Source organism: Allobosea sp. 05T422_2 (assembly GCF_056396265.1).
The window spans coordinates 1-14,570 of record NZ_JBFTLD010000166.1 but is presented as its reverse complement, the minus strand read 5'-3'; the positions used below and the strand labels follow the sequence as shown (position 1 = coordinate 14,570).

Here is a 14,570-nt window from a genome sequence, read left to right as displayed (position 1 = left end):
GCTCGAAGGCGATCGAAGCTGACGAGGCGGATCTCGCCGTGATCCGCAGCGACGTCTCGCCACCGACCAACGGACAGACGATTGCGATTCTCCGTCGCGATGTCGTCGCCTTCGTTCTGCCGCCGAAATCGCCCGTCGACAGTATCGGCAAGCTTTCCGGCAAGACGATCGCAATTCCGCAGGGGCGTCTGCAGGAGGTCAACGCCGCGCTACTCGATGTCATCCTGGGCTATTACAATGTCGCGCCTCATGATGTGAAGCGGGTCTTTCTCGCGCCTGACGACATGATTGCCGCGGTTCACCAACGGCATATCGCGGCGATCCTTGCCGTCGGGCCGGTTGGGCCGGGAGAGGTTATTGGCGCAGTAAACGCCATGGCGAAGGGTACCGCAGGGACACCGACGATCCTGGCGTTCTCCGACGCCGATGCCTTCAATCGACGCTTTCCGGCCTTCGAATCCTACGATGTTCCCGAAGGCGCGTTCAGATCGCACCCCGCGACCCCCGACGACACCGTGACGACACTCGCAGTGACCTACCGACTTGTCGCGCCCGACACGATGCTCAATCTCGTCGCAGGGGCGATAGGCCGGACCCTCTTCGTCTCCAAAACCAAGCTGATGGCGCTCACGCCCCTGGCGAGCCAGATCGAGGCCCCCGACCCGGATGACAAGAACCCGATCCTGCCCATCCATCCCGGCGTCGCCAACTATCTCAGCAACGGTGAACAGAGCTTCTTCGACGAGTTCCAAGGCTATTTCTATCTTGCCGCGGCTCTCCTCAGCGTCCTGGGTTCGCTGACGACGATCATCCTGGGGCGTGTGAAGATGTCCCGGATGCGCCAGGAGCAGAAGCGGATCGGGCAGTTCATTCAGATTGCGGACCAAGCGCGGGAGGCCGATGCCGAAGGGCTTGAGGCCCTGGACCGTTCCCTTCATCAACTGGTCGATGAAGCCGTCGCGTCCGGGGGGCGTTCAGGCGAGGATGCGACGATGGCCCTTGCCGTCAATCACGCCCGCTACTCCATCACGGCGCGCCGGGCGTCTCTGAGTCCCCAAAGCGGGAAGGCGTTGGCTCTCAAGGCGATGCCTTCGTAGGCGCGCTCGTGTCAGGTTCTACGCGGCCGGAGCCTGGTCGCCGCGGTCTCGTCGCGCGCATGCGCATGGCCTATCGCCGTGCCTGATGAAGAGATCGTGGCCATGTCCAGCGCGTGTTCGATGCACAGGTGGGCGTGGAGCGCACAACGGCCGGAGGTTGCCCGCCGTTGTCATCGCTTCGTCCGCGGCGCGCTTCATCCAATCGAGGCCGCGACGCTCAAGCCCCTTGGTCATCGCGCAGCTGATGCGTCACGCCCCGACAGCGTCACTGACGCACTTCTTAGTGAAGCTCGACTTCGCGGCGCCCGACAGTTTTCGTTMGGCGACAGTCACGTCGCACGCTTTAGCAGCGTCGCTTTCGCATTTTTTCATGAAGCTCGTCAGTGCAGCACCGGCAAGCTTCTTGTCGGCGGCGGAAGCCTTGCAAGTATCCCTCCAGCGTGCGGCAGGTTTCGACAGCATCAAGACAGACATGTAAGAGGAGAGGGCTGGCCGAGTGCCGGAACTCGGCGAAGGTCGTTCCAGATGGCCAATGCATGTTCCGCCGGTATCGATACCGGATTCGCCGCGCTGGTGAGGTTGCCCCCCCCAATTTTTTATCCAGCGCTGAGTTCGTTTATGGCGGTTGTGGATACCGTTCTGGCTGGTGAAGCGCTATGCGACAAGCACAGCACCAGAGCCCATCACGACCGCGCAGCGGATGAGCCGTAGGTGTGGATGAGTCGGCGTTCGTGGCGGACCACGAGCGCTTTGGAAGTGCCTTGGCCAGAAATTCAGGCGCTCCCTGACGCTGTCTGCTTCCGGACCGCGTCGCAACGGCGGCACCTTTATGGCTCGCCCGTTTCAGATCCTGCTCAGGCCGTTCAGCCGTCCGCGAAAACCAAAAATGAACGACTGGGGGACCTCGGGAGCGCTCGGTTCTTCAAATGAAAGGCGCCCGGCCGGGACCGGGCGCCCTATCGCTGATTGCGGAACTCGACCTACAATCGCGGCAACAACACTATGCCCCGATTTTCAGCAGTGTGATGAGAGGGAAAGATCCCCGCAGCCACACGGATTTCGCCTTATTTCATTGGCGCCGTTGCATGACTGTCGTCTTCACGCTTCCGCACTAGGGTGCAAAACTCTTCCGCAAAACCATACGCTCTCTGCGGAGTTTCCCTTCACTTCGGGCAGCAAAAAGCCCGGCTCGCGTGGTGCGAGCCGGGCTCTTTTCTGATCAAAGTTGGTTAGAGGTATTGCGGGATGTCCGCTCGCCGGTAGAACGTGGCCGGTACGTCAGGCTTGCCGAAGCAGGGTGTGATGCCATGCTTCATGAGAGCCTTCTTCAGGGGTGCGAAGTGCATGCCGCGCTCGCGAGCGATCTCTTGGAGCGACCCGAATGTCATCTGAAATGTTTTCAAGTCAGCTGCTCTGACAGCCGTGTAAGGGCATCTGTTGATCGGACTGATGGCCGTCTCGGATGGAAGGATGCCAGATCGGACGAGCGCATCAACAACTCCAAATGTTGTCCGTAAGGATCCTTGGACGATCATCAGTGTCAGCATGTCGCCGTGGTCACCGCGAACAAGTCGCCGGATCTCCACCACGTTGACCAGCATGGCCATGTAGCCGGTCTCGCCGCTGATCTGGCCAACCCAATCCAGCTTGCCGTCCAAGATCGCGCGCACGATCTCCATCGCGCTGCAGTTGGCGCGCTTTGCTGCCTCGGGGATCCGATAGATCGGATCGTCGTGCCCTGCCATGACCTGCGCCTTTGCAGATAGCGCTGCAAGGAACCCGTCGAGTTCCCGTGAATCGTAAGCGTAAACTTTGAGCACCTCTTGCGCGGATGAAACGAAAGGCGTGATGAGTTCAGCCTGCGCCAAGAGCCTGGTATGGACCCGCCCGGCATTCAGGTAGTCTTGGGCGTCGCGTTCGCTGATTGAGTGCTTGGCTTTTAGCAGGAATTCCTCGGCCTGCGCTGCGGAGAAGAGTACGCGGTCATCCGTCAACTCGCGATGGTCGGGCGGAATCGTGCCGAAGGCGGCGAGAAGGCGGCGCAGCCGCTTCGGATGGAGGCCGGTTTCCAGCGCCGCAGTCCTGATGGAATGCTGCCGCCGATACTCCACGATCTGGCGACCGTACATTCGATCGTCCGGTCCGACCGGCGCCGTCTCGCGAACGAAGTCAATCAGGACTTCCCGAACAGGATCGTAGTCCTCCTCGTCCATACCGGCCAGCCAAGTGTGAAGTCTCCCGAACCATGCCTGCGGGCCGCTGCCATCGCTGTTGGATTCGGGATATGTGGACCGCATACGCTCCAGAAACGCACGGATGCCGAGGTGGCCGCCGCTCGCGATCTCGTAGCCTGCAGCTCCTGCCTCTCGCCATTGATCGTCAGTCAGGGCCTTTATCGCGGCCTTGCGCCCGAAGACCTCGACAGCTCCGATCATCTCGCAGGTCCGTGCCGCCGCATACCAGGGCAACGCGCCCAACCAGGTATGGTCCTGCTGCCCTTCAAGGCGATCGATGAGGTGTCGCTCAAGAGGAGACGGCCGCACCTCCTGAGCCTCGGCCGCCAAACGCGGGATCTTCACCAGAGAGGGGGCGACGCAGCGCGCGAAGTCGTGCAGCGGGGCCGGGGGATCCTCGTGACCGATTTCCACGAGCATCACCCCATGATGCCGGCAAGCCCGAATAGGATCGAGGAGCCAGTGGACGCGACCGCTGGCCATCCAGGGTCTGGCCTCGTATGCAAGGTCCTCAGCGATGCACCGCGGGCAAACCAGCACCCTGGCGCGCCTCAAGCTCGCCTTCTGCATCTTCTGGCTGCGGTGGTTGAAGCCGGAGCCGATCCTGGTGATTGTCGCATTCTGGAGCGGMTCGATCGGGCAACCAACCAACTCAGCGACAAGCTGAACCGCTTCCGGCTTGCCATCGACGATGGCCTGGAATGGTGCGCCCATGTCGAGGGCGAAGCTGCGGACGGACAGGGCGTTGTGGCGAACCGCCAGTCTGGAGATCAGGCTGGCGGGGGTCTCGTCCGGGCGCGGCGGTACGGTGGGAAAGATGCGCATCAGCGCTTCCCCTTCTTCGACTTGCGGCCAGCCGACTTCGGCTTCGGATCGTCGGCGAAGACGGGGTCGGGCGGCATCCGATCGAGCAAGACCAAGCTGGCATCGATGTCGGGCCAATCCGGCGCGACGAACGGGTTCATCCGATCCCCGCACCCGGTCCGGTCTGCGAATGCATTCGCGAAGTGGTGCATCGCGAGCTCGTCCTTGGCCGACATGAGACAATCCTCGATCGCCTCGTGGATCAGTTCCACCGCGATGCCGTAGCGATTGAGCGCGGCGTGGGCGAGCCGAGGCCCAATCGTTTTCGCGAGGCCCACGGGCGTCGCGATCGCTGCGGCGGAGCAGCAGCGGGACAGCGCTTCGGCGATGAGCATGTTGTCGCTCGGCATCGACAAAGTCGGCAGCTGGATGAAACGCCCCCGGCGCCGTACCTCATCGATTTCGCGCATGGCCGGGACGAGGCTGGGCAGGCCGCTAAGGACGAGGCCGATCGGCCAGTCGTCCGAGACCATGATCGACTTCATCGCCTTACGGATCGTATCGATCTCCAGGACGTTCGCGTTGTCCGTGAGATTATGCAGTTCATCGAGGTGCAGGAGCAGGATACCTGCCGTCTTCAGCGCCTCATGGACGCGCGCCCAAAGCAAATGCTCGCGGAGATCCCGCGCCAGCGGGTACCCAAGGCCGTGGAGTATCGTCATGCCGAGCGACTTGAGCGTGCACGGCGCCGGAACCGTGACGCTGACCAAAGGGCAACCAGAATCAGGCTGCCCGTAGCCCTTCAAGGCCGGGTGGGTTCGGAACAGCCGATCGATGGAAGCGGTCTTGCCCGTCCCGGCTTCGCCAACCACGACAATGGCACGAGCTTCCCTACGTGGCGAGTTGACGTCGGTCTGAGTAAGCGCGCGCTTGCTGACCATCGTGCGGATCAGGGCGTCCAAGCTCTTGCGAAGGCGGTCGTCCAAGTCGGTCTCGACGTACTCGGCACGAACCTGCGCCATCGTGTTGACGACGCGCAGCTCGGACGGGGGAAGGCATTCGCGAAGCTTTTCGACCGCGGAGGTGAAGGGGGTGTCGCTCACGAGGTCAGTTCCTCGACTTGATGATGCGGGAGGGAGCGGACCGCGGCTGCGGCGGCTCCGAGCTCGACTTGCCGCGGGGGATGGCCTTTTCCATCACATCTGCGGATGCCGAGGCTGCTGCAGCCGCCGTATCCTCCTGAGAGGGGAAGCCGAGACCGATCTGCAATTCGAGGGCGTCGAGTTCGCTCTGGCTCGGGCGCGTTGCGAGGATGCCGGCGCGGAGCTGAGCCTTGCGGGCCATTTCCCAAGCATCGCGAACGGCTGCAGCCACGACGGCATCGGTCAGCTTTGCCTCGGCGGCGTAGCGGCGCCTGAGGTCCCTGGACGCGGCCAGCCAGATGGAGGCGGGCACATCATCGAGGCCCGGGCGCATGCACGGAACCGCGACCCAACCCGCTCCGAGGCGCACGGACACGTGGCCCATGTCCGATGGATCGAGCTTCACCTCGATGGCGGCATCGCCGTGCCGCCGCCGGTGGGCCTGAAGCTCAAGGCAATTGTAGAACAAGCCTAGGCACCGGATGCCTCTGGGGGACGCGGTGCGCTTCAGATCCGTGCCGAAGATGGCGCGACGGACATGACGATCGGGGGGCGGGATGATCCCGAACTTGGCGACGAGGCGTGACCAGGCGTTAGCCGGCGTCTCGCCGCCGAGACCTGCGTGGGGCGAGTTGTGGTAGACGTCCACGACCCACCGTACCAAGACGTCGCAAAGCTCCTCGACGGTCAGGCTTGCCCTTTCCTCGGGCTGGTAGTCACCCTTGGCGTCAACGGAGCCGAACGTCCGCCCGGTGAAGGGGGCCAACGCCTGATCCTGCATCGTGCGGAATGTCCGTTCTATGGTTCCGCGCAGCCAGGGCACCCCGGCCGGAGGAGCGTCCGGATCGCAACCAAGGTCAATGACCACTCGTCGGAAGGATCCCGCCATGAAGGCGGCGCCCTGATCGTGGACGATGGACTCTCGGCTGCCGTGGTGTTCCCAAGCGGACCCCGCGCCGACGGCGTCCGCATACCGCCGCTTCGGCGTGACAACCATCTCCAGAGTCTCAATCGCCAGTTCGGCGCTGACGCCTGCGGCGACCTTCATTCCGAGGATGACGCGGGTGGCGGCGTCGATCGCCACGCAAGCCCAATACCGCTTCTTCTTGAGTTCGTCCTGCTGCTCCGCCGACAGCACCTCCAAAATCCCCGCATCTTGAATGATCGTCATCAGGTCGATGCGCCACTCGTCCATCTCGACGCGCTGCAAGGGGCGCTCAATATCGGAGCCATTTGCCACYATCTGGAAGCGCTTCATCGCGGCCGGCAGGCCGTATCGCCCAGCGTAGACGTCGAGCGCCGGCAAGGCCCTGATCTCGATGCCCAGCCGCTCATAGGACGGTGCCTTCAGAGCCGGGAGGCCATGCGCGACACGCTCGCGATTGATCGCATCCAGAGCGGCCAGAAGTCGGCGGTAGACAGCGCGGATCGTCGGTCGGTTCTCCGAAGCATACTGGAGCGCGAATTCAGCAAGCAGTCGCCGGATTGCCGGATCGAGCCGGACGGTGATCCGGTCACCGCTGCGCCGGCACCGAGAGCGCAGCGCCGTGGCGCGCAGTCCTGCGTTCTCGAAAGCCTTCACCCAGTTCCTCAGGGTACGAGGGCTGATCGAGAGCGCCGCCCTTTTCTTTCCCGGGCGGACAGGGATGAAATCGCCATCGTCGTTTCGCTTGCCCTCTGCCTTGTGGAGATGGTCGACGTAGGCCTTGTCGATTTCTTGGATGGCCAGCTTCATCGAGGCGTCGGACCTCGTGGCCTTCTTCTCGGCCTCCATCTTGAGGAACGCCACCGCATAGAAGCGGCGCCCCAGAACCATTTCGCGCTCGTCGATTGGAATATCCGCGACGATATCCGCATCGCTTTCCGAGCGAGCAGCGATTGCGGCGAGATCGAACGCGTCGCGATCGAACCGGAACCTCGCGGTCTGAGACAGCAGGTGCAGTCGCTCATGGCTGAAGTCCTCGATCACGCCGGGATCGTCGACGCGGGCGAGCACGTACCCCTGGGGCAAGCGCTGGCGCATGCGGTACTCAATGCCGTCGATGCCGAGACGGTCGTTGGGGCCGATGCGGAACATGGGGACATGCACGTTCATCACGCGACCTCCCCATCGTTTGCGGCCGTGACCTGCGTCGCGTAGCCGATGCGMGACTGGCCAACGACCAAGATCACCCCGTTGGCGATCAATCGAGTGACAGAACGAAAGGCATCCCCTCCGCGGCCGCTCTCGCGGACGAGCGTGCCGATCGTGGTKACCGGGGTCGCCTTGGCCAGTTTCAACACCGCAGCGTCGAGGCCCTGATCAGGCGCTCTACGGGCGTGATGCAGGAGCGCCGAGTTATGGACCAAGTCGCGCGGCAGGTCGGCATCCGTGATCAGCAGGACGCCGTCTGCGAAACCGCGCGGGAGTTGGTTCGCGATCGAAGCGAGGACATCGGCGAGACGGTGGCGCTCGGCACGGGCCTTCGGCTTGACCGCCACGGCCAGCTTGCGGCCATCCTTCAGGGTGACGAGGAAATCGAAGGTATGGCGGTGCCTCTGGCCGGCGGCGTCAAACCATACGACCGACGGCGGCTGCTCGCTCAGGTCGGCGACCTTGGGATGCGTCAGGAGGAAATGCGCGGCTTTCTTTTCGAGGCCGCTCTCGCACATGATTTCCCGCGGCTCTGCACCGCCTACGACGGACGGTCGGCAAGCGCCGCGGCTTTTCCCGTGCACATTGCGGGACGTGACTGAGGGACCTGGAGGGCACCAGATCGGAGCGGGGGAAGCGGGGAGGTTCTGCACTTGTTGGGTTCCAGTCGGTAGACGTGCGACCGCAATCCCGATCCGTGCAGTAAAAGACTACTTGCGTAACATTACGCAAAATGCTTCCACTTACGAGCGCCGGGCTTGGTCTTGCACTGAGTTGGGTTGCGATCCGCTTCCAAGGTTTCCTAGGCCTCGGATGGAAGCGGAAGATGGATGGGCATTCCGGTCGTTGATCGGAGTGCCCTTTATTTTCCACTTAATGGCCATGAAGCATCGGCTACGCGATGTATTCATGCGTATTCTCTATCCGTCGGAAATGGCCTTGAAGCGCCTTTGCGCTACAGTGAAATTGTATTCGTTGTTACGATCTCCGCTGCTGATTTCCATCTCTGCGCGTCGCGGCAAATCTTCGCCGTTTCCGCCCGAACAGCTATGATCGAATCTGCTTGGATCGTCGATTCAGCGACCTTGTTGGGCGTGCTGCGACCGGGCCAATCATCCGTGGATTGGAAGCTGTTGAAAACTTGCTGGCGCTTGACATGTGGGGTTGACGAACGACTGGCCCAGCCACGGAATGGGATGATCAGAACTGCTTCATCTTCCGCAAGGGCCTCGAGGATCAGAAGAATTTCGATCTGAACGGCCGCTTAGCCGTTCAATGCATGCACGAGGGGCGCGGGTTAGAAAAAAGAGCCAGGGGCGAAAATTTTTCTTCCCCGCTATCCACCATTTCGGTGTTGCAGGCAGTCTTTTGGTCGATTCTCGTCGCAGCGCGCTCGTTCAACGCCTTTCGCGTGATTGGTCGTGGCATCGTTAGGTATCCCGCCCGCACACATCAGCGGCCGCGCAGCACGTCGTGCAACGATGTTTCGAATCGGAACGTCAGAGATCCGACGAGCCTAGAAACGTGCGTTCGAGGTAGGCGCGAATTTCGGCTAACGACGCGACATCGCCTCTGGTCATTATGTCCACTGGCTGAAGACCGCCGAGAGCCGAATTCGGTCGCTTTACCCACGCGTAGCCGCGAGCCGGTTCCGTGAACAGCAGGCGAAGGTTCTTGTGAATTCCGATCAGCAGTGAGAGCCGGACCTCCAATTCGTGATCGAAGGGGCCGTATTTAGTAGCACTCTTCCAGCGCGCGAACGTTTCTGGATCGAGATTTCCGAGGATCTGACGCGATTTTTCGTCTGAGAGCTTCCACTTCTGGAAAAGTCTGACAACGGCAGCGGCTGCCGCTTCCAATTCCGTGATCGTGAAATCTGTCTCGGCGGAAGCTGCTGAGGTCGCGCTAGCCCCGCGAGATGCCGCTGAACGCTTCCTAACTGACCTGTCCCGCCGACCGCTGCCCTTCAGCCTCTGTCGCGCCCGCTTCATCAACCGGGGGCCCGCGTTCGGGACGAGAAGGACGTGAAATCAGCGTGCCGCGGCACGCGCCTGATTTGCGTGGTTAGATCGTCGACGACTGTCGCGATCGGATAGGGACCGTGCGTTTGGACTGGCTCCGTCTCGACAAAACCGATCGGAGGACTATTGCCGGCCAACTCATCAGAGAGCGGCCTGAGAAGAACGATTACGATACTGAGCGAGAGGGGGCGGCGCAGCTTTTGCGCTGCGCGGACCAAGTGAAACGTCTCGCAGTCGGGAACGCCAATACAGCTCATGGGCCGCCGGCTTCCAGTTCTGGCGACGGCGCGTCAGTGGGCGGCGATGCGCACTTCCCAAGGCGATACCAGCGCGAAAGTGTGCGAGCGATGGTGCGATCCTGACTAATCCAGATTAGCGGGCTCGTTGTAATGAACCGATCTCCAAGGATCGGATGCCCGATCGATCGGCCCCAGAACACCGTTTGACCGGTTAGAGGTTCTCCAGCGATCATCCAATCCTCGAGGATCACGGCGTCACGGAGATCCGACTGCGAAGGCCTCCACCCCTCTTCGAGCCGCCGCAGATCGTCAGCGGCCGCCCTAATCTTCTGCACCAGTTCCTGCATGGACCGCTCTCCCATATGGCGTGAGCAAGCAGCCGGTCTCGTTCGCCGGCTGCGAAGGCATTGCAGTAATGTCGGGAGTTCTGTCAGCGCTGGAGCGTGGCGGTCGCCCCGGCGGGACTCCTCAGTCGCTCGAAGTCGGCGCGCCGTTGGATAACGGATGCGAGAGCGCAGATTGCGTCCACGGGATCTACGCTCAGGGCGGCAGCAAGATCGTGCGTCGCCATGAGGAGCCGGGTTTCGACCTCGGGCAAAGTTTCGGCCGTCCGATCCTTCTGGAGCACGTCGTCGAGATAGATCATGCGCACCTCCCAAACTCGTCTTGAGCCTCGCTGAGTTCGACCGTCCCGACCTCGACAATCGATTTGATGTCGTCGCCGGATAGGTAGCCCTGGGCATTCAGCGCATTGGCAAGCGCGATCAATCTGCCCCGCTTTCGATCCAGGAGGAGCCGAGCTTTGTCCTCGGCCTCGTTCAAGTGCTCGTTGACCGCCTTATGCAGCTCAGGGTGCTGGGCAAGATTCCTGATCTCGGCGAGGTAAGCGCTGCCCGAGATGCCCAACCCGCACTGGGTCTCGACGAGCATCGCGAAACCGGTGGCTCGCGCCAGATCGGAGGAGATGCTCATTCCGGCACCTGCACTCGCATCCCCGAGAATGAGGCGCTCGGCAGCTCGGCCGGCCATGAGCACGATCATCTCACTTTGAAAGCGATCAAACGTGGCCGAACCTGTCAGATTGCTTTCGAACTCAAAGAACCCACCCCGGGAATGGAGGGAAATCCCGCAGACCGCCCCTGCCTCCAGCTCGTGGGCGGCCAAAGCATGGCCACTCTCATGCACCGAGATGCGCCAACGTGCCTCCGACGAGAGGGGCGGCGCGGTTGCGGCGATGGCCGACAACAGCTCTTCGAGCGTGAGATCACGCCTGGCTCGCCGAGCGGTGCCTTTGGCGCGACGAACGAGCGCCTCGACATCGGCGCCGGTGGCGCCACGCGAAGCCAACGCTAGCGGTGTGAGATCGGTGGATGGTGGAAGTGCAGCGCCGATGTAGTATCGGAAGATTTCTACCAGCGCCGTGGTATCCGGTCGATTGATCTGTATCTCTCGATCAAGCCGTCCAGCCCGCTTTATCGCGGCATCAATCCTATCGGGATGGTTCGTAGCGGCGATAACGACGACGCCAGGGCGTTCCTCGATGCCCGCGAGCTGTTCGAGCAGCAGGTTGACGATTTGCGTCCAGTACTCGACGTAATCGCCCTGGAGCTTCGATCGGTCAGAAATGCCGTCCAGCTCGTCGATGAACAAGATGCTCGGCGCCTGCCTGCGCGCTTGCGAGAACGCATCGCGGATAGCCTGCAATGTGCCCGAAAGAAAAGGCGCAGCATTCCACTGAGCCACCGATGTCGAGACGAGCGGAACCCGCGCGGATTTGGCCAAAGCGCGCGCAAATTGGGTTTTGCCCACCCCGGGAGGTCCCGACAGGAGAAGGCCCTTGTGATCAAGGTCAGCCCAGCTGAGTTTCCCTGCGCGATACTCGCTCAGATCGTCGGCCAGCTGCAGGCCCCACTCTTGGGCCGCTCCGTATCCCGCTAGCTCACTGAGAGAAGGTCCCTGGATCAGGTACTCACCTTTCTTCCTAACGACATCTTCGATCGCAGCGAGGCATGCGTCGCCGGCTCGTCCGAAGCGGAATGCCAAAGGGAGATCATCGACATCGAGCAGCCGGATGAGGTCCGGGTCCATGGCGCGTGACGTTGCACGTCCCGTCACCACCTCGATGACCAAGGCGAGGGCGGTTTGATCCAGCGTGGGAAGCACAAGACGAAACTCTGCCGTCCGCATAAGCGCCTGTGGCAGCTGCCGAGTCGGGTCGGGTGCGATACCCATCACCGGAATCCGGCGCTGGAGCGCCGCTGCGACCTCCTTATTGCCCTTCTCGGGGCGATCCTCTCTCGCCGAACCATCACGGGCCACGAGGACAGCGCGGGTCTGCGAGCCGATAATTGAGCCGGCCTCCATCACACGCGAGTGCGACGGCAGCACGCAGCTCTGCACGACTTCCTTGGCCATTTCGACGAGGTTCGGGCTATGAGTAGTCAGCACGACGATGGGAGCGTCCCGGCGGATGCGACGCGCCAGGCCAGAGACGCCCTCAATTGCCCGGGCGATCAGAACCGCGACAGCCGCCAGATCGGGCCTGAGGATCGAGACACCACCACCGTCGAAGCTATCCTCGAGGTCGTCGATCAGGCGCTCTAAAGCCTCATCAGTGTAGTCGGCGCGGAGCATAGGCTGGATTTTTGCTCCCGCCTCGCGGGCAAGGATTTCGATGTAAGCCCGCGCTAGCAGGTCCTTTCGGGCTGGAATGGAGTGGCGGTCAGCTACAGACGATTTTCCACGCGGCATGAATCCTCCCGTGCGATGTTGGCCAGAGAAGTCGATTGGAACGTGAGTGCCGACGGGGCAGCCGCTGAGCAGCCGTACGCCCGCTCAGTCGATCAGGGTTGGTTCGCCAGCCTCAACAGTCGCTCAGGCTCGCAAGAGAGCTCATCGAACTCTTCGTCTAGCAGCGCCGAGCTATCGTCGCCGCCGAAGAGGCCGGCGGCGCAATATAAGCTCTTCGCCCAGGGGCGGGCCCTAGAATGCGCCCCTCCGAGCGCGAAGCCGTCCGCCGCGGCAAAACTGCGAGATCCTCGGTAGGCCGAACCCAAGCGCTTCTGGTCAACCATGAATGGCTCCGCGATGTGGTCGAAGACAACAGTCCTGGCACCTGGGAGGTGGAAGGGGCTGCTTGGTCGATTGGATGAGCGATGGCGGTAACCGGCCAGCAGTCGCGAGGCCGCATATGGACATCGGCAATCGCTGCCGCTGGTCGCCATCAGCGCGGATGATGCCATCAATTCGCGCTGAACAGAAAGTAATATACCCTAGGTATAAAAAATTCGATACAATTTGAGTGAAATATGGTTAACGCGATGCCGCCTCGTGGCGGTCGAACAATCAGCGACGTCCGTCACTCCGGGACGTGTAGACCACGACGCCAACGAGGTCCTCGCCGTGCACAAACTGCGCACCGGCCTGTTCGAGGGCTCGCCTGATTCTCAAATTTAATGCAGTTTTTGGCGCGGCGTAGCCATTTTCGAAGTCGTTGATCGTCTTTTTAGACACCTGCGCCTGCTCTCGCAGCCAAGACTGCGTCACATTCAGCAAATCCCGGGCGGCTTGAGAGAGAAAACCTGGGAGCACGCGATCCGGTGGCATCGGCATGAAACCTGTGGCGCTTACAGGAGAAGGAGGGCCGTCTCCAAAGTGGAAGATCTTCATACCGCTGGTAGAATTCCATTTTCTGATTGCGTCAGATTTCCTGGCGTTGGGGCTGACGTGCTCGTCAGCGCGGGCGCCGGGCTTCTCGCTCCGCACTTCCTTCAGATCCGCACGGTGCGAAGTCGGATGCTGCGACTCATTAGTGACGGCTGGCTTGACCGGCATAGGGGCGCCTACACGACCATTGGTGGCCGGTTAAATGGACTGACGCCTCGGATTGTAGGATTGCACAATCAGTTCTTGCAAACGGCAAAAATGCCGACATTCAAGGTGCCTTTGCCCAGCGGTTATCACGCTGAGCCCMAACGCTTGGCAATAGCGCTCATGCTCGGGGGTACTTGGATTGATATCTYTCTTGAGGAGCTAGCCATTCCGAGAGAAATCGAAGGGGATCTTGCTCCCCAAGCATTGATCTGGCCAACGCTAGGCGGGCTTCAATATCGGGCCGCCGCTCGTCATCGATCTTTGCTAGGCGCGTTTCGGCTTCCTGAAAGAAACGTTCGACTGCGGTAGCGGCCGCCCACTTCTCCATGATCTCAGCGAGTTGCCCTTTGCTGTCCGCCAGCGCTCTCTCGACCGCCTTGCGATCCTCTTCGCGGAGGTATCGTTCATGCGCCTCTGCCCACTCCCTGCGCCGTCGGGCGGCCGCCTTCTCCTCAGCCACGATCAACGCGCTGAGCTCCGCTTCGGAGCCTTGAAGCCGTGYGACTATCGAGGGTACGAGCGACTTGAGGTCTGCGGCTTGCGTGTCCTGCCAGTTCGCTGACCAGTCGATGTTCGCGAGAGGGCAGTAAGCGACGAACCGAAAGCGGCCGCAGGGTAGGTCTTGCTCCGTGGTCCAGGAGTGCGTGAGTTGCCAGGGCCGGGCGGAGCGGACCAACTTGCTGTCTTCGCGCACATAGGAGCCGTCGAGGTACCGCATTGTCACGCGCTCGGTCATCTCGGTTAGCACGAGACCGACGGGGATCGAGCCGATGTAGGTGACCGTGGGACGGCGCGGCGACCAGATGCTGCCCGTCTGATAGCGCCCATACTTGCGGTCTTTGCGCGGAACCTCCTGCTCGTCGACGTGTATGCGCCGCATCTCCTGGTCTGCGGGCGCAAACATGACGCGATGCCCTCTCTGGTCGAGGGCGTTGTAAATCTCGTTGGCGATGTCGAGTGCGACAGGCAAGTGGTCGGCCGAAGCTACGATATCGGGCAGGAGATACTTGTAGGGTACTTGTAGGG

The 14,570-nt window shown here is 61.8% G+C and carries 11 protein-coding genes; 1 reads left to right on the top strand and 10 read right to left on the bottom strand.

Going from position 1 to position 14,570, the window contains the following annotated elements:
- Positions 1–1,097 (top strand): TAXI family TRAP transporter solute-binding subunit (locus AC1DJT_RS23965; protein ID WP_476835010.1); only part of this gene is annotated, 1,097 nt, incomplete at its 5' end.
- Positions 1,098–2,326: 1,229 nt separating this feature from the next.
- Here AC1DJT_RS23965 and AC1DJT_RS23960 read toward each other — a convergent pair.
- From AC1DJT_RS23960 to AC1DJT_RS23915, 10 genes are all read right to left on the bottom strand, one after another.
- Positions 2,327–4,156 carry a TniQ family protein gene (locus AC1DJT_RS23960; protein ID WP_476835009.1) on the bottom strand — a complete coding sequence of 610 codons (1,830 nt, stop codon included), beginning with the start codon at positions 4,154–4,156 and terminating at the stop codon, positions 2,327–2,329.
- Entirely contained in the window at positions 4,156–5,157 is a 1,002-nt protein-coding gene (locus tag AC1DJT_RS23955) for an ATP-binding protein (RefSeq protein WP_476768775.1), read from the bottom strand. Before AC1DJT_RS23955 ends, AC1DJT_RS23960 begins: the two co-directional genes overlap by 1 nt.
- An 85-nt stretch (positions 5,158–5,242) precedes the next feature.
- Complete coding sequence (locus tag AC1DJT_RS23950) at positions 5,243–7,354, bottom strand: Mu transposase C-terminal domain-containing protein (protein WP_476835008.1); 2,112 nt, start codon at positions 7,352–7,354, stop codon at positions 5,243–5,245.
- A gap of 17 nt (positions 7,355–7,371) precedes the next feature.
- Positions 7,372–7,929, bottom strand: coding sequence for a TnsA endonuclease N-terminal domain-containing protein (locus AC1DJT_RS23945; RefSeq protein WP_476768774.1), 558 nt, complete (start codon positions 7,927–7,929; stop codon positions 7,372–7,374).
- A gap of 981 nt (positions 7,930–8,910) precedes the next feature.
- Positions 8,911–9,270 (bottom strand): antitoxin Xre/MbcA/ParS toxin-binding domain-containing protein, encoded by a 360-nt coding sequence (locus tag AC1DJT_RS23940; protein ID WP_476835007.1) that lies wholly within the window; start codon positions 9,268–9,270, stop codon positions 8,911–8,913.
- 415 nt (positions 9,271–9,685) lie between these two features.
- Entirely contained in the window at positions 9,686–10,018 is a 333-nt protein-coding gene (locus AC1DJT_RS23935) for a DUF6634 family protein (protein ID WP_476768772.1), read from the bottom strand.
- Between the two features lie 83 nt (positions 10,019–10,101).
- Positions 10,102–10,317 (bottom strand): hypothetical protein, encoded by a 216-nt coding sequence (locus AC1DJT_RS23930; RefSeq protein ID WP_476768771.1) that lies wholly within the window; start codon positions 10,315–10,317, stop codon positions 10,102–10,104.
- The gene (locus AC1DJT_RS23925; RefSeq protein WP_476768770.1) at positions 10,314–12,422 is read right to left on the bottom strand and encodes an AAA family ATPase; all 2,109 of its coding nucleotides are present in this window, start codon (positions 12,420–12,422) and stop codon (positions 10,314–10,316) included. Before AC1DJT_RS23925 ends, AC1DJT_RS23930 begins: the two co-directional genes overlap by 4 nt.
- A gap of 594 nt (positions 12,423–13,016) precedes the next feature.
- The gene (locus AC1DJT_RS23920) at positions 13,017–13,505 is read right to left on the bottom strand and encodes a hypothetical protein (protein ID WP_476768769.1); all 489 of its coding nucleotides are present in this window, start codon (positions 13,503–13,505) and stop codon (positions 13,017–13,019) included.
- A 157-nt stretch (positions 13,506–13,662) separates the two neighbouring features.
- Positions 13,663–14,570, bottom strand: a 908-nt coding sequence (locus AC1DJT_RS23915; protein ID WP_476835006.1) for a hypothetical protein, incomplete at its 5' end; no start/stop codon positions are given.